19 protein-coding genes are annotated in these 18,915 nt (G+C 43.7%); 7 read left to right on the forward strand and 12 right to left on the reverse strand.

Features of this window, described 5'->3' with window-relative positions; all coding sequences use genetic code 11:
* The first annotated feature begins 4 nt into the window (after positions 1-4).
* The 3 genes from L1D15_RS13245 (at position 5) to L1D15_RS13255 (ending at position 3,882) form a co-directional block, all read left to right on the forward strand.
* A complete protein-coding gene (locus tag L1D15_RS13245; protein ID WP_239876070.1) occupies positions 5-1,000 on the forward strand; it encodes an ester cyclase in 996 nt (331 codons plus the stop codon).
* A complete protein-coding gene (locus tag L1D15_RS13250; RefSeq protein WP_239876071.1) occupies positions 993-2,732 on the forward strand; it encodes a sodium/solute symporter in 1,740 nt (579 codons plus the stop codon). Before L1D15_RS13245 ends, L1D15_RS13250 begins: the two co-directional genes overlap by 8 nt.
* A 139-nt stretch (positions 2,733-2,871) precedes the next feature.
* Positions 2,872-3,882, forward strand: coding sequence for a LacI family DNA-binding transcriptional regulator (locus L1D15_RS13255; RefSeq protein WP_239876072.1), 1,011 nt, complete (start codon positions 2,872-2,874; stop codon positions 3,880-3,882).
* Between the two features lie 129 nt (positions 3,883-4,011).
* On the opposite strand, the gene L1D15_RS13260 is transcribed toward L1D15_RS13255, so the two are convergent.
* The 10 genes from L1D15_RS13260 to L1D15_RS13305 all read right to left on the reverse strand — a co-directional run bounded on the left by L1D15_RS13260 (position 4,012) and on the right by L1D15_RS13305 (position 11,657).
* Complete coding sequence (locus L1D15_RS13260) at positions 4,012-4,212, reverse strand: hypothetical protein (RefSeq protein ID WP_239837376.1); 201 nt, start codon at positions 4,210-4,212, stop codon at positions 4,012-4,014.
* A gap of 7 nt (positions 4,213-4,219) precedes the next feature.
* A complete protein-coding gene (locus L1D15_RS13265) occupies positions 4,220-4,366 on the reverse strand; it encodes a hypothetical protein (RefSeq protein WP_239837185.1) in 147 nt (48 codons plus the stop codon).
* 380 nt (positions 4,367-4,746) lie between these two features.
* Positions 4,747-4,959 carry a cold-shock protein gene (locus L1D15_RS13270; protein ID WP_239837186.1) on the reverse strand — a complete coding sequence of 71 codons (213 nt, stop codon included), beginning with the start codon at positions 4,957-4,959 and terminating at the stop codon, positions 4,747-4,749.
* 323 nt (positions 4,960-5,282) lie between these two features.
* Positions 5,283-5,528 carry a hypothetical protein gene (locus L1D15_RS13275; RefSeq protein ID WP_239876073.1) on the reverse strand — a complete coding sequence of 82 codons (246 nt, stop codon included), beginning with the start codon at positions 5,526-5,528 and terminating at the stop codon, positions 5,283-5,285.
* The gene (locus L1D15_RS13280; protein ID WP_239876074.1) at positions 5,515-6,234 is read right to left on the reverse strand and encodes a hypothetical protein; all 720 of its coding nucleotides are present in this window, start codon (positions 6,232-6,234) and stop codon (positions 5,515-5,517) included. The genes L1D15_RS13275 and L1D15_RS13280 overlap by 14 nt, the downstream gene beginning before the upstream one ends.
* A 15-nt stretch (positions 6,235-6,249) precedes the next feature.
* Complete coding sequence (locus tag L1D15_RS13285; protein ID WP_239876075.1) at positions 6,250-8,658, reverse strand: hypothetical protein; 2,409 nt, start codon at positions 8,656-8,658, stop codon at positions 6,250-6,252.
* A 119-nt stretch (positions 8,659-8,777) separates the two neighbouring features.
* Positions 8,778-9,356 (reverse strand): DUF1629 domain-containing protein, encoded by a 579-nt coding sequence (locus L1D15_RS22120; RefSeq protein ID WP_345779263.1) that lies wholly within the window; start codon positions 9,354-9,356, stop codon positions 8,778-8,780.
* A 159-nt stretch (positions 9,357-9,515) separates the two neighbouring features.
* Positions 9,516-10,124, reverse strand: a complete 609-nt coding sequence (locus L1D15_RS13295) for a DUF1629 domain-containing protein (RefSeq protein WP_239876077.1) — start codon at positions 10,122-10,124, stop codon at positions 9,516-9,518.
* A 154-nt stretch (positions 10,125-10,278) separates the two neighbouring features.
* Entirely contained in the window at positions 10,279-10,794 is a 516-nt protein-coding gene (locus L1D15_RS13300; RefSeq protein WP_239876078.1) for a DUF1629 domain-containing protein, read from the reverse strand.
* A complete protein-coding gene (locus tag L1D15_RS13305) occupies positions 10,791-11,657 on the reverse strand; it encodes a TolC family protein (RefSeq protein ID WP_239876079.1) in 867 nt (288 codons plus the stop codon). The genes L1D15_RS13300 and L1D15_RS13305 overlap by 4 nt, the downstream gene beginning before the upstream one ends.
* Before the next feature lie 183 nt (positions 11,658-11,840).
* Between L1D15_RS13305 and L1D15_RS13310 the strand changes: the two genes are divergently transcribed.
* Positions 11,841-12,902, forward strand: coding sequence for a cytochrome c peroxidase (locus L1D15_RS13310; RefSeq protein ID WP_239876080.1), 1,062 nt, complete (start codon positions 11,841-11,843; stop codon positions 12,900-12,902).
* Entirely contained in the window at positions 12,895-15,255 is a 2,361-nt protein-coding gene (locus L1D15_RS13315; protein WP_239876081.1) for an ATP-binding protein, read from the forward strand. The genes L1D15_RS13310 and L1D15_RS13315 overlap by 8 nt, the downstream gene beginning before the upstream one ends.
* A 68-nt stretch (positions 15,256-15,323) precedes the next feature.
* Here L1D15_RS13315 and L1D15_RS13320 read toward each other — a convergent pair whose 3' ends face one another.
* Positions 15,324-15,866 carry an outer membrane beta-barrel protein gene (locus tag L1D15_RS13320; protein ID WP_239865954.1) on the reverse strand — a complete coding sequence of 181 codons (543 nt, stop codon included), beginning with the start codon at positions 15,864-15,866 and terminating at the stop codon, positions 15,324-15,326.
* A gap of 115 nt (positions 15,867-15,981) precedes the next feature.
* Positions 15,982-16,521: a TetR/AcrR family transcriptional regulator gene (locus L1D15_RS13325; RefSeq protein ID WP_239876082.1), complete on the reverse strand. Its 540-nt coding sequence runs from the start codon at positions 16,519-16,521 to the stop codon at positions 15,982-15,984.
* A gap of 113 nt (positions 16,522-16,634) precedes the next feature.
* Here L1D15_RS13325 and L1D15_RS13330 point away from each other — a divergent pair, with 113 nt between their 5' ends.
* Both L1D15_RS13330 and dld read left to right on the forward strand, forming a co-directional pair.
* Entirely contained in the window at positions 16,635-16,835 is a 201-nt protein-coding gene (locus L1D15_RS13330) for a hypothetical protein (protein ID WP_239876083.1), read from the forward strand.
* A 368-nt stretch (positions 16,836-17,203) separates the two neighbouring features.
* The gene (dld, locus tag L1D15_RS13335; RefSeq protein ID WP_043008502.1) at positions 17,204-18,913 is read left to right on the forward strand and encodes a D-lactate dehydrogenase; all 1,710 of its coding nucleotides are present in this window, start codon (positions 17,204-17,206) and stop codon (positions 18,911-18,913) included.
* Positions 18,914-18,915: the final 2 nt, after the last annotated feature.

Raw genomic sequence — 18,915 nt, forward strand, 5'->3', positions numbered from 1 at the left:
CAAAATGTCACTCAATATCATTGAACACTTTTATCAACGATACTTCAAAGCCAGCCCTAGCGAGCAAGCAATCGTCGCTCAGCAAGCGCTGAACCCTGATGTAAAATGGTGTGTCGCTCACCCAGTCAATGACCTGAACGGCCCAGATGCTGCACACACTTCGTTTCTATCACCTTTGGTCACGGCAATGCCTGATGTTGAGCGACGCCCAATGATCGTGATGAACGGTGAGTTTGAAGGTCGTACTTGGTACAACTCAACCGGTTACTTTGTCGGTACTTTTGAACAACCACTGTTCGGTATTCCGGCAACAGGAAAAACCCTGTATCTCAGATATACGGAAATGGTGTGTATCGAAAATAACCAGATCACTGAATCTTACATGATCCCAGATTTTATCGATGTCATGAACCAGTCTAATGTTAATCCTCTGCGTAAAAGTCTAGGTCACGATGGATTGATTCCTTCTCCCGCTACTGCTGACGGCATACAAAGCTCCGAAGTGTGTGACGAGGCCAGTGCCAAAAGTGGTCAACTAGTCAATGATATGCTGGCATGTCTTGGTCGTTTTGACGGCAAAGATCTCTACTCTATGGATCTGGAAAACTACTGGCATAAAGACTTTATGTGGTATGGCCCAGCAGGTATCGGAACCACACGCGGCATCAAAGGCTTCCGCAACCACCACCAAGCTCCTTTTGTCTTCGCCTTCCCCGATCGAAGTGTTGATATAGAGCTCAATTTTTTGGCCAAAAATGACTACGTATCCACTGGAGGCTGGCCTCACATGCATGGTACTCATACGGGTCACAGTGGCTGGTTAGGCCTTGCTCCAACAGGAAAAAATATCGAACTTCGCGTCATGGATATCTGGCGACGAGAAGGTAACTTGCTGAAAGAAAACTGGGTAGCGATTGATATCATCCATATTCTGCTTCAACTTGGTTATGACGTCTTCGGCCAAATGAAAGAACAATTAGAAGGACCTAATTATGCATGAGTTTGGTGTACTGAACTGGACCATTCTTGGCGGTTACATCGCCCTAACCTTAGTACTGGGCGCTGTGGTCGGCAAGAAAGTGACTTCGGCGAATCAGTTCGCGCTCGGTGATAAAAATATCCCATGGTGGGCAATAGGTATTTCTGTTGTCTGTACCTATGTCAGTGCGATGTCATTCTTGGGTGGTCCTGCATGGTCATACAAAGAAGGCTTGTCGGTTATCGCGATTCACCTTAACTACCCATTGGTGATCTTCTTTATCGTTGCTGTATTTATGCCATTTTTTTACAACAACGGGCTGACTTCTATCTACGAGTATCAGGAAAGACGTTTCGGCAAAGCATCACGTGTGACTTTATCGTTTATTTTCCTGATTAAGCAGGCGTTAAGCTCCGCTGCGGTATTGTACGCAACAGCGATGATACTGGAGTTCATCACAGGTATAGACGTGGTGTACTGCATCATGATCGTGACTGCCATTGCGCTGATTTATACCGTCATGGGTGGCATCGCCGCCGTTATCTGGACCGATGTAATTCAAGCTGTGATTCTGTTCATCGGCGCCTTCATCATTATCGAAGCCGTCTGGAACGGCATGCCACAGCCGATGACCGAAGTCATGGCTGGATTAAAAGCGAAAGGCATGACAGACGCTCTGCAAACCAGTATGGATTTGAGCCAAGTGACGACTATCTGGGCTGGGGTAATCGCTATGACGATGTTCCACACAACAGTCTACGGTGGTAGCCAGATGATGGTTCAGCGCTGTATGGCAGCCAAAAGCATGGGTGATGCGAAGAAAGCCATGCTAATGATGGGTTACGTCGCCTTCTTTATCTACTTCGTGTTCATTTTGCTTGGCGTTTTGTTTAACGCGTATTACGACGGTAAAGAATTCGAGAATGGCAATACTATCATTCTTCATTACGCCACTGAGTACGGAATGCCGGGACTGATGGGTATCATTGCAGCAGCGATTCTGGCAGCAAGCATGTCGAGCCTTGACTCGGCATTTAACTCGATGGCAACGGTGTCTGTCGCCGATTTTTACAAGCGCTTTTATAAGAAAAACGAGTCAGAAGAGCACTACCTGAAAGCATCTCGCGTCTTCACGGTTGCATGGGCGATTCTGGTCATCATTCCCGCTCTGATGTTCGCAACCAGCACAGGCTCAGTGCTAGAAGTGTTGAGTAAAGCCGGCTCTTACTTCGTGGGTGCGAGCTTTTGTATGTTTGTATTGGGTTTCTACTCAAAACACATCACTGAAAAGGGCTTGCTTATTGGCGTCGTCGCAAGCTTTATTGCCATCTGGTATGTCGCGGTGGCGACCGATATCGCGTGGCCTTGGTACTGCGTGATTGGTGTCGTCGTCAACGCTGTTGTTGCTTATGTTGCAAGCTTGCTTCTGACAGGAAAGCAGCAAGAGATGCACCTATACACCATCAAAGGGCAACAGGCGGAATACGCTCGTCTGAACAAACCAGTTAAAGAAGATGGCTGGTACGTTATCCCTGGAAAAATAGACGCGCCATGCTATGGCTTGTTGATCATGTTCGTCTTCTCACTAGTTCTACTGTGGGGAATCAACACCTTCACCGATAACGCACCAATGCTTATCAACTTTGTTCGTGGCTGTTCAATCGTGGTAGCAATCAGTGTTGTCGCTTACGCTGTCTATTCACTACGAGGCTCTAAAGCGGCCAAACCGGAGCAGGTTGAAACGGCTGAATAGATCTGGGTTGTACCCAATCAAAGTAGTTTAATAAACCAAAAGCCTTATTTTAACTTAAGTAAGGCTTTTTTCTCTTTATGACTACGTACCTATTTATGTTAGGCTTGCTGTGTTTTTGTCACTAGATGAACGATAGCCCATGAACTCCACTAAGCAGACAGTCACGTCAAAAGATGTCGCAAAACTCGCCGGTGTTTCTCAATCAACCGTTTCTCGTGTTTTCGTTCCTGGCAGCTCAGTGTCAGAGAAAACAAAACAAAAAGTTTATGAAGCTGCTAAAGCGTTGAATTACCGTCCCAATGCGTTTGCTCGTAGTCTAACAACCAACGAGTCCAAACTTATCGGTTTGGTTTTTCCTGATGCCGATTATCCGATTCATATGAAAACCCTTCAGCTTATTTCGTCAGAACTACAAAAACTGGGTTACTCAGCAGTTTTGATTCCGTGGCAGGTTGATGACAAAGAAAATCATTCTATTCCTAATATATTCCAGTACCGCGTGGATGGTGTGATTGCCGCTTCGGCCACGTTCAACAAAAGCCTCTATGAAGAGTGTGAAGAGTTCAATATCCCCATTGTTCAATACGCGCGTGTCGTCGAGGGAACCAAAAGTAGTTACGTGATCAGCGATAACTATGAAGCAGGCCAACAAGCCGCACAATTATTAGTTGAGTGCGGCGCGAAACATCCCATCTATCTAACAGGCGAAGTACCAACTTTCACCAATGATGAACGCCAAAAAGGCTTCTGTAGTGAGTTTGAAGATTTGACAAGTACGCTCCCTCAAGTTGTTGAAGCAAACTACGACTATACCGCCGCGCTTGACGATATTCGTCAGCTGCTAAAAAGGACAGAGCGCCCTGATGCAGTGTTCTGCGCGACGGACAATCTGGCGATGGCGTTAATGGATGTCGCTCGCTATGAATTTAGCTTACGTATTCCTGAAGATTTACAGGTGATCGGTTTTGATAATATCCCTCAAACCGAGTGGCTGAGCTACCAACTCACAACATTCAGGCAGGACTTCAAGCGCCTAGCCAGAGAAAGCGTCAAAATTGTGGTAGATCAAATCAACGAGCAAAACACCAGCATGGTCAAAATGATGGTGCCAGTTAAACGGATTGAACGACGCACGACCAGCCGTGAGTAAGTCGCGGCTCATGCTTTTCTAGAATGATTCTGAATGCTAATGGGTAAAGCTGAGGTTGGGTAACTGAAGTGGTACCTTTACCAAATAAGATACCTACAATATGAGGGATATTAAGCGATTAAGAAGCTTCTAATTTGCGTTGATGAAACGTTCAGCACTTGCGAACAAAGTCTCACACTTTTTTTTCTGTTTAATATGCTCAGGGCTGCCTTCGGCCATAGAATCAAGCACTTCTTTCGCTTTATTATATTCGGCTACCATGAGAGAAAATCGCTCTTCGAAGTTACTTTTGCGAAGTTTCTTACTTGATTTTTTTAAAGGTTTTTTCATTTTCATCTCACAGTTCCCATAGCTTTTTTTGTTCTCGTTCTAATAAAATATTCTCAATCTTTTTTCTAACTGTGTGAATATTTTCTTTACGATCACCATTGGCATCGCTTTCTAAATTTTCTGTTTTCGATTTACGACCACTTGCTTTTTTCAAAGCCTAATCTCCTTTGCCTGATGAAAGATAAAAGTGTCCCAAGACCATACCTTGTGAACTTTTTATTTCCCCAGTATTTTCGAATTCACAGAATGTGAAATTCAAGTCAAGGCAGTGAGTATGTACTCTCGGGAGGATATGACGCCTTAAAACGTCGCTATTGAGTTGGTTTATGGTCGATGACCAAGAGTCTTTATTGTGATTAAGGTAATATTTAATTTGGTACAATTAGCTTTTCTCTTTAGGTATTCTCTGCTCACGCAATACGTAATACCAATATGTTTTTCGATTACTTCTTCTATTCATTTCACTCCTTAATAAGTGATTAAAGGGAGAGATCTCGCCATAACTAGGAAGCTAGCAAGATCTCACCAAAATTCTTACAGTACTGTAACGTTAGCTGCTTGTGGGCCTTTGCCGCCCTGCTCTACGTTAAAAGATACTTTTTGGCCTTCAGCTAAAGTTTTAAAGCCATCACTAGCAATAGATCTAAAGTGAACAAATAGATCAGCACTTCCATTATCAGGTGTGATAAATCCGAAGCCTTTTGTTTCGTTAAACCATTTTACTGCGCCAGTTGTTTTATTTGACATGTATATCTCGATAGATTGAGTTGAAAATAGAGCTACTAAATAAGGAATGAAGAAAAAGGTATCGCAGGATAGATATGACGAGTCAAATCGAAAAAAACTGAGAAGATCTTGAACTAAATAAGTTATCAATAGCTCACTGTTTTGAGCTGGTAGCCACTATACACTGTATGAGCACAATAGATACCTATTTATTTGATTATTTTTAATATCTTTAAAAATCAACAAGTTAAAAATAATCACAATCTACTTAAAATGATGATAACTTCTATCGACTCAGGTCTGCATCTCGACCACTATTGCATGGCGGCCGAGATGCACACTTATTAAGACTCTACAAACTGCTTTCCCATGATCCAATCCGATACTTTTATAAAGTTAAGCGTATCGACGTTGTGCTTCTTAAACACTTTCACTACTTTCTCATGCATCATAATATGAGGGGTACTGCTGAATTTAGGCATAAAAACCAAGCGTTCTTCTTCTGGTATAGCTTCTAATTTTTCATCACTCAAACAGTATTGTTGAATTTTTCTCCTCTCTATATTGGGGTTTCTCCTAAGTTCGACCATCAATATGTCCATGACGATTTTGTTGGAAATCGTCTAGATTGGCAAACCAGCGCGTGCAATAGCCCCAATAGTGGTCTTGCTCCATCAGCTTTTTCAGGCTTTGATGTTCAGGAGCAATATCATAGTTCACTTCTTCGACGCCTTTTTGTTGCCAACGCTCAAGTAAGGATTGGTGGATAAAAAACGTCGATGACGATTGATTGAGCTCAATACACACCAATAAGCGCTGTGCGCTTGGTATGTGGCGAAAACGAGTTTCAAAACGATGGTGAAACAATACCTTATGGAATGACAGCACCGTGAAATCAGTGTGCAAGTGGCCCGCTGCATCACGCACCTCGGCTGCTGAAAACGTAATGCCTAGTTTGTCAGAAAACTCGAGCTCGGCGGCGAGTTCATTGTCCAACAATAACGTGTATAGACCAGAACAGGTTGAAATTTTGGGCATCCGAAGGGGCTGACCACCTGTGCGTCGGTTTAGATTTTCAGCTTTATCTTGGTCACTTTCAGGCTCAAAACACACCACTTCTTCACCAAGAAAGAGATGTGGATGTGAGCAGTTGTCGCTAATCGGCTGCCAGATGAAGTCATACTCATTTAACCACGCATGGGGGTCACCGTCTTTGTCGGCATACACATCACCAACATGGATCAGTTGAAGTGGCAGATACTCACTCAAAATGCCCTGCATATCTATCATGGTCATTTCCTCCTGTACGGATTATAGGTGTTTGATTTTGCGGGCCATTTGTCGCTGATATTGATGCCAATATTCGAGCCATTCTGGCGTCAAATCGTCAAGTTCGATCGTTTGGCGATCGGAAAATGATAAGGCATCTTCATGCAAAAGCTGCTCAAAGAACACCTGTTCTAGCAGTTGGGTTTGCAACGGGTTGTTGTGTGTTGAGTGACGACGGAAAAAGGTCAACCCAATGAATTTTAGGGCCGTGGACTGACAGCAGAACAATTGTATCCAACGTAGCTGGCTGGTGAGATCGGGGTCTACAAGGATCTGCGGCAAAATCTTAGGCGCGTTTTTTCTGTAGCAGTACGGTGGAAGATCAAACTGTTCAACATCCACGTACTCATAAGTGAGGCGCTGGTAGCAACGAAAGCTCAATTCACCATCTAAGAAGCGAAGCGCGGCATCAGCAAGGGTGTGGACATCAACATCATGTCCGTCTTTGACCACAACAGACATAAGCTCACGGACAACCGTTGGGCGAAAATCACGTAATGGCGTGCTAATCTCCGAGTGTAAGCGATGGACGTTAAGATAGAAGTAATCACGCTCATAAGAGCCAAGCTTATTGATCGCCAAGTTCCATCTGTTTCTTTCACTGTGGTCGCATTCCACATACTGGTGGGCCAAGGCCTCCAACTCGCTTTCATCATATTGGACGGCGATACTGATGTGAAACGCACTAAGGTCAGCATCAGGTACCCCCACCTCATGTAAAGTCGTAAAGAAAGTACACCGTAGTTCGGGTAAGGCAAACCCTTGGAAACCGTTTCGATAAAGGCGAGACATGCTCTCGATAGTCGCCTGTGGCGCTAACTCCATACTCAGTAGAATGACGCGTTTGGCAAACGAATCCTGATTGGCCTTATAGAGCCAGTAACAGGTCGCTAGCATTAGGCGGAATGGACCGATTGACGAGAAAAGATCATATTTCGGCTGGATAACGCCGAGTTCAGATTGAGCATCTCTGTCCATCTCGTGCTTAAGTATTGAGCTCAGCTCCTCAACAAGCGCAGTAAACCCATTATTGCTTTCGTTGATTAGCCACGCTTGCAAATGCTCCGGTTGGCGACCACAATGACGCTTAATCTCACTATAAACATCCTGATGCAGGCCATCACTGACCCATTTAAGTAGCGCATCGGTATCACCATCAACCAGCCCTACATCGTGATTCAAATTGAGTAAAATCGCGCCGATTAAACGACATCTCGTTTGCTGTTCTTCCTCGTCGCGCTGCCACTGCTGGTGGTCAAATGCATGACGATTTGAGCCAAATACGCGCTCTATCTCTTGATATTCGTCGTGATCACACGTATAGAAATGATCCAGTGAATCAATGATGCGATCAATATTCCTTTTGGTCCTCGGGCAGATCGCATTATCTAAAGCGTCACTTGGTTGCGTGTATCTACGCTCAAATTCTAAAACACTGAGACACGCCGTTTCTTCGTCTTTCGTCAGGATCTGCCGCCAAGCATTTGGCAAGTCTTGCTGGTCGAATAGGTGGAAGAAAATATCCAATACACGTAAAAAGCAGTCTTGATGATGCTGGTCGTGCGGTGCAGCTAACAACACTTGGTACAGCGGTCTTAATATATCAGTCAAACACCCCAAGATCTCATGCTGTGGTGGCACACTATCATAATCACAGGTGCGTAGGAGGTGGCGGTAAAAGCTAGGACTATGTTTTTTAGCATGTATGATCACTAAGACCGAATCCAGCTCAAGTAGGCACTCTTCTAATGGAATTGATGCATCAAACTCTCCGGTTAACACGTAGTGCCATAGCGCTTCTCCCTGAGGGAGGTGAAGGATGAAAGGTGATAGCTGTTGCAAAGGAGCCACTATTGACTCACCGTGAGAAGCAGGAGAAAGAACACCCTCCTTAGCTTCCCCTTCTTCTCCAATTAGGCGAGCTTCTCGGTCTGCGTAGATGTACTGACTGATACCTTGCCAATGGCGAGTATCGCAAAAATCATTAATCGCAACGAGATCGTCTGTTTCCAACAGTGCCAGCAGTTGAGTAACGTTCCATCGGTAAGTGTCTTCGGGCTCACAGAGACAATGATGTCGAAACAGCGACACTTTGGCTTGATAGCCTTGCTGAGTCAGAATATCAGTCAAATCAAAAGCAAAAAAATTGGCGTTTTGGTAATTGCAGAACAGGTGACAAAAGCGAAGACGCTTCTCAAGACCAATCCAGTTGGAAGCTTCACAACGGTTTTGTTCTAACACTTGTTGAGAGGCGGCATTGACCACCTCTTGTTCGGCATCGCAATACAGTAACACCAAACATGGTTCGTCGTAGCTGTTAAACTGTTTCAGAACGGTTTTCACCGCCTCTGGTATCTGTTGCATCGGGGAGGTAATAGTGACATCTTTCATTGAAAAGCTCGTCATACATTAGCGGTTTATGTTCGTTCATGCGGCGAACGTGATATGTTCAGGTAACGGTAACTTTCTCTAACAGGTTAGGCAATCTATCCCTTGTTTATAAAGGAACGTTATTCAAACTCCATCCCTTTACGGTAATCGCTCAGCTTAAAGAACTGAAAAGCTTCAATATCGAACTTAGCTAGAGCTTTGACAACCTTCTCATGGAACAGTAATGCCCCCCCTGTCACACCAGCTAGCTTTATCATTAGCCTATTTTCTTCAGGGATCGCGTCTAGCACATTTTCATCAAGTTGGTATTGTAAAACCGTATTGTTCCTTTTAGCTGGTGAGTAATTCCTTACAACACTGTTTTGAAAATCAACACAATCTATATCTCGATAAAAGTTGAAGAAATAAAACCCCTCATACCACTTTCCATCATCACCTATAATGACTGCCGGAAACAACTGAAGACCATGTGTGTCATATTGGTTCACTACTGAAGTAACATCCTCTGAGACTACTGGATATATACTATCCATTTGAGCATTAGTGAGATGGAAAGGAATCTCACCTTTATACGCATTCTCAAAGAAAACAGGCCCATCTCCGTTGTCAAGTTTTTCATAAGTATGATTGCGTGCTCCAGTGTTCTCTGTTGCTCTAAGAGATAAAAATATCTCTCGAAACTCAACACGCTTTAAGATGTAATACTATTATTCGTGCTGTTTCATAAAAACCTTTTAGACAATTATTAACTTTGGAAGTGTGATTATCACATTTGAGCAAGCGGATTAGGTTTCTTCAAAAGCCGCCTATAAAGCTATGGTTTCAACAAACTGACTCCAACTTGCCAAAATGCAATTTTAACTATATTTGTCCCCTAATTTGTATTCACTCAGTCTGAAGAACTTAAACGCTTTGGGGTCGACATACTTACTAAGCTTGGTCACAATGCTTTCGTGAATGAGTAAGCCACCGCCAGCAACTTTACTTGGGCGTACAATCAAACGATTTTCTAATGGAATCGCATCTAACACTTCATTTTTAAATTTATATCGGATGACTTCATGCCTACTGTCTTCAGGTGAATAATCGAGTATTTCACTGCTATCAAAGTCTATACAGTCGAGGTTGCCATAGGCATTAAAGAAGAAAAAATCTTCATGCCACTTCTCATCATCACCAATCAATACTGCAGGAAACAACTGAAAACCATTAATGTCATAAGGCGTTATCATTTCGGCAATTTTCTTAGAAACTACAGGGAAAAAACCATGGAGCAAAAAATCACTGACTATGAATGGCATTTCGCCTTTATCTGCATTCGTAAAGAATATGGGGCCATCGCCAAAATCTAATTTAGTGAAGCTATAGCGACGGCGACCTGTATCCTGTGATGCCTTCAAATGAAGGTAAGTCTCTCGAAATGGTACTTCAAACACTTTGTAGTATTGTTGTTCGTAATTACTCATCAACTCCTGCTTTTATTACAACAGATATTAGGGTACTCGGCATAACTCCGTTGCATGTGCAACCTATTCAAACTCCATCCCTTTACGGTAATCGCTCAGCTTAAAGAACTGAAAAGCTTCAATATCGAACTTAGCTAGATCTTTGACAACCTTCTCATGGAACAGTAATGCCCCCCCCTGTCACACCAGCTAGCTTTATCATTAGCCTATTTTCTTCAGGGATCGCGTCTAGCACATTTTCATCCAATTGGTATTGTAGAACCGTATTGTTCCTTTTAGCTGGTGAGTAATTCCTTACAACACTGTTTTGAAAATCAACACAATCTAGAGAACGATAGAAATTAAAAAAGTAGAACTCTTCATGCCATTCACCGTCGTCATCTACAATCACTGCTGGAAATAGTTGAAAACCATCAATATTGAAGTGCTTAATAACTGACGCAATTTTCTCTGAAACAACAGGATAGATTCCATCTAGCTGAGCGTCAGATAGATGAAATGGAACTTCGCCTTTGTAGGCATTATCAAAAAATGCCGGGCCATCCCCATAATCAAGTTTCTCAAATGTATGATTACGCCTTCCGGTATTTTTAGAAGCCTTTAACTCCAAGAACTTTTCTTGAAAAGGTACGCCTTTTAAAAGGTAATAAACATCGTTGTAGTTATTCATATTTTTCTCTCAAGAGCCCAGCTTTGCTTGAAGTTAATTGGTTCATCTAGATTACTGCTTCTACCTGGGCGAGTATCAACTTCGCCAGAATGGTTACCATTGCTTTGGCAGTGTTTTTCATGAGCGTTAACTTGACCTACCTTTTCAGCTTCGCCACATCCAACATAAGGCTTGTTTTTGCGGTTAAAGTTGGTGTGTTTCGCGTTATCTAAGTCTTCCAGACTGCCTAGTCCCACTTGATAGCGCTCTAATACCAACACCTCGTTGTTTTCCAACACATCCAGTCTTCTCAGCTCAATATCAAGTAGTTGCTGATTGACGCTGATTTCCAACCAATTACGCATGATATTGGCCGCCAACAAATCTTTTGCTGATTGCAAGCTCGCCTGAGAGGCCGCAACATCTTTTCGTGCTGCCTCGCTGCTATCTGCCAGTTTTTGCCATAGATCCAGCTCCCAGCTCACGGTCACCTCACCGGTATAGCTGTCGTCGGTATCTTCTTGGGATTGACCTGTAAAGCTGGCATTCGCCGTAGGTAGCTGGTCTGCCACCGTGATTCCTTGCTGGGCATAAGCAATTTTCAGTGCAATCACGCTTTGTTGCAGACTGGGACTATGAGCAAACGCGGCTTGCAAGTATTGATCAAGCTCAGGGATAGAGATCAAATCCGTCAGTTGAGTCGGAGGGCTAATTTCGTCAGCTTCCAGTGAAAGTTGTCGCTCGGCTACCACCTGCCCCAGCAATTGTTCTACAGACTGGGCTCTATTCAGCTCAGCCTGTCTGACAAAGTCTGCACTAGTTCCCGACACACAACCCATAGCGCCTACTAGCGTCAGTGCAAGAATAGAATATCGCAATGTCATCGTTGTTATCTCCCGCAAATCTACAAGCAAGGTAACAAACGAAGGGGTTAAGATAGGGCCACCACTACTAAAGTAGTAATCTATACTTTTTACTGGCTTGATATTACTTCAAAAATAGTATGCAACTAGACTTTGAGTAAGGCTTACAGGACGAAGCTTAGATCTAGTACAGCGGAACATAAAATGAAAAAACGGACATTACTATGGTTAGGCTTATTTGTCTCAGCAGCAATCGGTTTACTACTGCTGGGAAATGTGCGTTCCTACTCAACTCACTCTGATCTCGGTGAAGCTCATACTCACTCTTCTCAGCCAGACAGCCATGATGCTGATGAACCTAAAGAAGAGGCGGTAGACTATGGTTTGATTACTCCAATCCCCCAAGATGTCGAATTCAATCGGGAGAAAGCCAAAATTGGCTGGGTGCTGTTTCGCGATGCCAATCTCTCTTCCAACAAGAAAGTCAGCTGCGAGTCCTGTCACAATTTGCGAACCAATGGCGCAGAACTGACAGCAGTTTCGACAGGCGTGAACGGGCAAGGTACCCGCAACTCTTTAACTGTATTCAACTCCAGGTTTAACTATCGATTTTTCTGGGATGGACGAGTCAACAGCTTGCATGATCAGCTTGATGGCCCTATACATGATGTCGTTGAAATGGATTCAAACTGGCCTGATATTATCGCATATGTCAGACAATCTCCGGTTTACCAACAATATTTCACAAAAGCGGATTTGGAAATCAACGAACACAGTATCAAGACGGTTCTGGTTGAATTCATACGAGCTTTGAACACACCAAATTCCGCCTTTGACCAGTACTTGAAAGGCAATGAGAGTGCACTAAGCGCAGACGCGAAACTCGGCTGGGAAGCCTTTCAAACTGAAGGTTGCATACGTTGTCACCAAGGGCAAAATGTAGGTGGCGGCATGGTCATGCGCTTTGGCTATTTTGGACAAGACACCATCGGCAAAGGCCGTATTGCAGACAAAGGGCGTTTCAATAGCACTAAAGACTCAAATGACCTCTATCTCTTCCGTGTGGCCAGCCTGAGAAATGTCGCTCTGACTCCACCCTATTTTCACGATGGTAAAACACAGCACTTATCAGAAGCGATAAAAATTATGGGTAAAAGTCAATTGGGTAAAACATTCGATGACCAGACTGTTCACCACATAGAAGATTTTCTCCATGCCTTAACTGGCGACAGGCCAAGTATTTTGCAGGAGTTTGAAAATGAATAAAATCAAACTCCTTTTTGCGTTTGCAACCCTTATCTTTATTGGGTCGTGCACATATGTTTATCTGGCCTATGTCGAACTCAATAAGCTGGCTCAATATGATAAACGAGTACGAATTATGGGCCATGAAGTCATCGAGTTGAGAGATGAAATCATCAGTGCCTCCATCCAAGGTATCTCTGAGCCCTACCAAGTCACAAACCAACTGGTTAACCTAGAACGAGAACTGCAGCAATTTCATCAACAACACCAAGCCACCGCTCTACATTCTACTTGGTTTAAACACTTACCGACGGAAGCTCTTCTCAATGATTTCCACACTTCAGCCACCAGCCTGATAAAAATGCTCGATCAAACCATAGGTTTAATTGTGGCTAGGGAGTTTGTATTACATTCGTTAAAAAATAAGTTAGCTAATGAAGGTGAGTTCGATACCAACAACCAACCACTAGATCAGCTTCTCACCTATTTATTGGATGAAAACGTCATCGCTGCCGATGAAGAGGTCGCACGTTTTACCCGAACCTTTATCCAACTCAACACCCAAAGAGAAAACTTACTCTCAAAACTCTTGTCACACGACAGTATCAAATTTCTTGAACAGACAGAGTTTGGGTTAACAACCACTTCAACGCAGCTTAGAAACACGATATCACAAGTTTTAATCGGTATTGCCTTACTGTTTTCAGCACTAGCTACTCTTGGGTTTATCGCACGTATTGCTGAACTCAACCGTAATAACCTCGCTTATCAAGTGGCCACCGAGAATGCCGAAAAAGCCAATGAAGCCAAATCGATTTTTCTTGCGACGATGAGCCATGAATTGCGTACGCCAATGAACGGGGTTTTAGGTATTGCTCAGATCATCAAAGACGAATCTCAAGAACTTGAGACAAAGAAGCAGGCTCAAATACTCATCGACTCGGGGCAGCACCTGCTGACTATTCTTAATGATATTTTGGACTTCTCAAAAGTTGAGCAAGGCAAACTTGAGTTGGAAATCCATCCATTCTCTATTGGCGAGCTGATTCTTAGCCTTGAGAAAACCTTAGGTTCTCAAGCAATAAATAAAGGTTTGCAGTTTGTCATTCGTAATCAGATTCCACCTAATATCGAACTTCACGGCGACCTCTCTCGAACTCGGCAAATACTCTTTAACTTGGTCGGCAACGCAATAAAGTTCACTCATACTGGTAAAGTTGAAATCGAATTCTCACTCGATAACGAGACGCCTGCCAATGTTTGTATTCGAGTTACAGACAGCGGCATTGGTATTGAAGATGATAAACTCGACGCCATTTTCACTCCGTTCGAGCAAGCTGAGCTTTCAACAACACGCCAGTTTGGTGGCACAGGTTTAGGCCTTTCAATTGTGAAGCGGTTGGTGGAAATGATGGGAGGAGAAGTCTCGGTCTCCAGTCAAGTCAACGTAGGTACTCAGTTCAGCTTAGTTATCCCTTTTGAGGTCAAAGAGCTTGAAATCAACGAGGAAGAAGCGCCCGCTCCCAGTAACGATATCCGGTTAGACAACTTCACCATCCTGCTGGTTGAAGATAACCGAGTGAATGCAATGGTAGCGAAAAAATTCTGTGAATCTATGGGGTTACTCGTCGATCATGCCAATGATGGGTTAGAAGCGATTAGCCGCCTTAAACACTCCCACTATGATTTGATCATCATGGACAACCACATGCCAAATATGAACGGCCTTGATGCGATTGAACATATACGCACCAAACTCAAACTCAACACCGTCATTTTTGCCTGTACCGCCGATGTATTTAAGGAAGCCCACGACGAGTTTATTCGTCGTGGGGCAAACTTTGTCCTGACGAAACCATTGCAAAAAAGCAGCTTGCAAAACGCTATCCATCAATTTTTGCAAGACTTTATCTCGCATCGTGAAGTGGCGGACGCCCTGAAGCATCTTCCACAAGATACCAGCCATAAAGTGTCGACGCTGGTTCGTACCTCAGTTGACAAACTGCCACTTACGGAAGAAGAAGTCTCTCAAAGCCCTTTATTCAACCAGCTTGAACTGCAAGATATAGAAAAAATCGAGCTACTTGAATCCTTGATATTTGAACTGGATACCAAAACAGATTCACTCATCGATACTCACTCCAATGCCACACCAACAGAACTTCATGCCATTCTTCATGCCATTAAAGGTATCGCACTTGAATTCTCTATGGGTGAGGTATTAGTCCTGACAAAACAGGCAGAAGATATGGCGAGGCAAGGAGAAATACCAGAGCTCGAACTGTTGCAAAAACTCGTCAACCGACTCATGGTAAACCGCCATGAAGCCAGTCGATTGATTGCTAGGTTACGTCCACATAACAAGACTGGCTAGGTGACCAAAAACGGGAGTTGCATTTTCATGCTACTGCCGTTCATTATCTCTATAAACTTGCACTAAAATCAGAACTTAATATTCATACCAGCAAAGACGACATCGGACTCAAAATCATCAGCCAACACAAACTTCCTATACTCTAGGTTTAGACCAAGGGTACTAAAAAATATCAGCTCAGTACCCACTCCATAGTATGGGTGCAATCCGGTGTGAGAATCCGTTCTTTCCGTCCCGCCGGAAGGCGTATAAGTTTTCTCAACATCGGAATAATTCACGCCTCCAACCGCATAGAGGTTAAGGAAAGAGATAGGAGACACACCCGCTTTCAAACCTGCAAACCCCGTGGAGTATGTCACTTCTTGCTTGGTTGTCCCCAACACGGTAGTAACGATGTTACTGGTCATTCCCTCAACCGCAGCGTAACCAAACTCCGCAGCAAAGTTCGGGTGGAATTGATACGCGTAATCAATCTTGCCCGCAAAACCTGAGTCACTCCAATCGTTAGGACCGTCCGTACCACCTCCTCCAATCCCAAATCCAATTTGGTGATTCCCTGCAAATGCCGTTGAAGACAGTAATAATGGCAATAATAAAAGCGCTTTTTTCATAACTGATTATTAATCATAGACACGAAACAGGAGCGGAAAATAACACAAAAACTCAACATGTTGTATATTCTTTTTGTATGACTTTGTCATTATATTGTCTTCGGTTCGCAGCAGCCTACATGTCCTCTGACGCTGTGTTATTTAATATAGAGCGATATTTACACTCTAGCTCTTTCAAGGCAGCTTCTATACTTGGCTCTGGTTTACTCAGGTGAGTAATCAAAGTCATAAAATAGCAGTCTAAAAATAGGGGTATTTTCTCTGCTGGATTGGCAGATAAGTTTGAGTATGCGAACACTGCATCATTGTAAGACTGGTAATAGTCCATATCCCAAATCACCTCTTTAAGCAGAGCTCGACTTAGGTTTATATTGGAAAAATAATAACCATAATAGGTTGCCGCAAACTGCATCCCCGCTTCCAACATGCCATTAACTGGCCTGGACTGCCCTTGTTCAGCAAGTAGAGTAAGCTGATTGAGCATCCCTTCACGTAAGATCGCTAACTTGTTTTCAAAATGACTAAAGACTGTACCATCAGCAACGCCTGCTTGCCTTGCTATCTGGCGAGTAGATGTTTCCTGATACCCCTGCGTTTCAAACAATTCCCATGCAGCGCTAAGAATCCGCTCTTTTGTTTTTTCTCTCTTACCCATGCTTTTTTCATCCCAAATATCGCTGTGAGATCATACCTATACCCAAACGAGTTGACAAATTGAGCGCGCTCACTTGATAATTGAGCGTGCTCAATTATTTTTTGGAAATCGTAATGAAAGAATCCCTCAAAGAAGTCATGACTCTGCTATGCAGATGGACAGTATTTATCCCAAGCTTATTTTGTTTCTCTTACATATTAAGGCCGATACTGATGGCAATATTGATACCAGGCGGCCTTTTGTTTCTTGCTATCATTGGAGGTTCAGAGGTAAGAAAAACAATGAAAAAAATGCTATTGTCGTCTTTACCCTAGTGGGTCCTCGATTTGCTATAAAAAGTGGCATTGATGGTTCACTGCCGCTTATTTCTTCTTTATACCTACCAACGTCAAATCATTGGGCCAAGTGAGGGTTTGATCACTTATTTTTTACAATTCAACGCCTCTAGCTCCTCACTTATTATGTCATTTTTGGAAAAAGACAATGATACTTCTTCCAAGAATCGAAGAATAACCCTAACTTAAGTGATTGATATTTGGTGATTCAGCTTCCAAAGCGTGTTTTATTGACCAAGAAAACACACAAGTGTGAATTTCTGCTTCTGGTTCGAATTGAGTTTCGAATTTAAAATATGCAAAACCAGAAAATAACAAGCACGTCACAAAGGAAGCAAAGGGACGCCATGAGTAATCAAGCGCTAATTCAGACATTCATCGACATTGTCGGCCAAGACCATGTATTAACCGATAACAAAAAAACCGAATATTACCGCTCAGGCTTCCGCTCGGGTAAAGGCAAAGCACTGGCCGTTTTGTTTCCCGGTTCATTAGTTGAACAGTGGCGCCTGCTTCAGGCCGCGGTAGAAGCGAACTGCATTGTGATCATGCAGGCCGCCAAAACCGGTCTGACTGAAGGGTCTGCACCAAGTGGTGACGATTACGACCGTGAAGTTGTGGTGATCAACATCATGCGTATTAACTCGCTGCATTTGATTGAAAACGGCAAACAGATCATCAGTTTACCGGGTGTGAGTCTTCACCAACTTGAGAAGAAGCTTAAGTCCGTTAACCGTGCGCCTCATTCCGTGATTGGTTCTTCTTCAATTGGCGCAACAGTTGTTGGTGGTATTGCCAACAACTCCGGTGGTGCTTTAGTCAAACGCGGCCCTGCGTATACGGAATTAGCGCTGTTTGGCCAGGTCACCAAAGAAGGCAAACTGGAGTTGGTGAATCATTTAGGCATCGAAGGACTTGGTGAAACACCAGAAGAGATTCTGACCAATGTTGAACAAGGTAACTTTGACCCTTCTAAGATTATCCACAGTGACGCGATGGCATCAGACAAAGAGTACGAGGCTCGCGTCCGTGACGTCGATGCAGAAACCCCTTCCCGTTTTAATGCTGATTCCAGACGCCTGTTTGAAGCCAGCGGCTGTGCAGGTAAGCTGGCAGTGTTTGCAGTCCGTGTCGATACTAACCCTGTAGCTGAAAAAGAGCAGCTTTTCTATATCGGCTGTAGCGATCCAGCAAAGATGACGATGCTACGCCGTGACATGCTCAGTGGCTTTAAACATTTGCCAGAAATGGGCGAATACATGCATCGTGACATTTTCAATCTGGCGGAAACTTACGGTAAAGATGTCTTCCTGTCGATTCATCACCTAGGCACTGACAAATTGCCTAAGTTCTTTGCGCTAAAAGCAAAAGTTGAGTCGATCCTGAAACGCATTCCGTTTGTGTCAAAAGATTTGCCCGATATTACGCTTTACTGGCTCACCAAGCTGTTCCCACAGCACCTTCCTAAGCGCATGCTGGAATTCAGAGATAAGTACGAGCACCATCTGATCCTAAAAATGAGTGATGGTGGTATCGATGAAGCGAAAGAGTATCTGGAGAACGTCTGGTCTAAGCAGGACGGGTGTGAGTACTTTGTTTGTGATGCTGATGAAGGCAAGAAAGCTCTGCTTCATCGCTTTGCGGCTGCGGGTGCTGCGATTCGCTATGAAACCATTCACTCCAATGAAGTCGAAGACATTCTGGCGTTGGATATTGCTCTGCGCCGAAACGACATTGACTGGGTAGAACAGCTACCAGAAGAGATCACCAAAGACTTGGTTATGGGTCTCTACTACGGTCACTTTATGTGTCATGTTTTCCATCAGGATTACATCTTCAGAAAAGGCGCGGATACGAAGAAGATCAAACAGAAAATGCTTGAGCTTTTAACTCAGAAAGGCGCCAAATACCCAGCAGAGCATAACGTAGGCCACCTCTATGAAGCCGAAAAGCAGCTTCAGGAGTTCTACCACTCATTGGATCCTACTAATACCTTTAACCCGGGTATCGGTAAAATGAGCAAGTACAAACGTAACTGCAGCTGCTGTGGCGGTTAACA

The sequence above is a fragment of the Vibrio sp. Isolate25 genome (genome assembly GCF_022398025.1).
Lineage (GTDB): Bacteria > Pseudomonadota > Gammaproteobacteria > Enterobacterales > Vibrionaceae > Vibrio > Vibrio coralliilyticus_A.

Coding starts and splice junctions, on each gene's coding strand:
- L1D15_RS13245 (WP_239876070.1), top strand. CDS start 5: ATGTCACTCAATATCATTGAACACTTTTATCAACGATACTTCAAAGCC.
- L1D15_RS13250 (WP_239876071.1), top strand. CDS start 993: ATGCATGAGTTTGGTGTACTGAACTGGACCATTCTTGGCGGTTACATC.
- L1D15_RS13255 (WP_239876072.1), top strand. CDS start 2,872: ATGAACTCCACTAAGCAGACAGTCACGTCAAAAGATGTCGCAAAACTC.
- L1D15_RS13260 (WP_239837376.1), bottom strand. CDS start 4,212: ATGAAAAAACCTTTAAAAAAATCAAGTAAGAAACTTCGCAAAAGTAAC.
- L1D15_RS13270 (WP_239837186.1), bottom strand. CDS start 4,959: ATGTCAAATAAAACAACTGGCGCAGTAAAATGGTTTAACGAAACAAAA.
- L1D15_RS13275 (WP_239876073.1), bottom strand. CDS start 5,528: ATGGTCGAACTTAGGAGAAACCCCAATATAGAGAGGAGAAAAATTCAA.
- L1D15_RS13280 (WP_239876074.1), bottom strand. CDS start 6,234: ATGACCATGATAGATATGCAGGGCATTTTGAGTGAGTATCTGCCACTT.
- L1D15_RS13285 (WP_239876075.1), bottom strand. CDS start 8,658: ATGAAAGATGTCACTATTACCTCCCCGATGCAACAGATACCAGAGGCG.
- L1D15_RS13295 (WP_239876077.1), bottom strand. CDS start 10,124: ATGAGTAATTACGAACAACAATACTACAAAGTGTTTGAAGTACCATTT.
- L1D15_RS13300 (WP_239876078.1), bottom strand. CDS start 10,794: ATGAATAACTACAACGATGTTTATTACCTTTTAAAAGGCGTACCTTTT.
- L1D15_RS13305 (WP_239876079.1), bottom strand. CDS start 11,657: ATGACATTGCGATATTCTATTCTTGCACTGACGCTAGTAGGCGCTATG.
- L1D15_RS13310 (WP_239876080.1), top strand. CDS start 11,841: ATGAAAAAACGGACATTACTATGGTTAGGCTTATTTGTCTCAGCAGCA.
- L1D15_RS13315 (WP_239876081.1), top strand. CDS start 12,895: ATGAATAAAATCAAACTCCTTTTTGCGTTTGCAACCCTTATCTTTATT.
- L1D15_RS13320 (WP_239865954.1), bottom strand. CDS start 15,866: ATGAAAAAAGCGCTTTTATTATTGCCATTATTACTGTCTTCAACGGCA.
- L1D15_RS13325 (WP_239876082.1), bottom strand. CDS start 16,521: ATGGGTAAGAGAGAAAAAACAAAAGAGCGGATTCTTAGCGCTGCATGG.
- L1D15_RS13330 (WP_239876083.1), top strand. CDS start 16,635: ATGAAAGAATCCCTCAAAGAAGTCATGACTCTGCTATGCAGATGGACA.
- dld (WP_043008502.1), top strand. CDS start 17,204: ATGAGTAATCAAGCGCTAATTCAGACATTCATCGACATTGTCGGCCAA.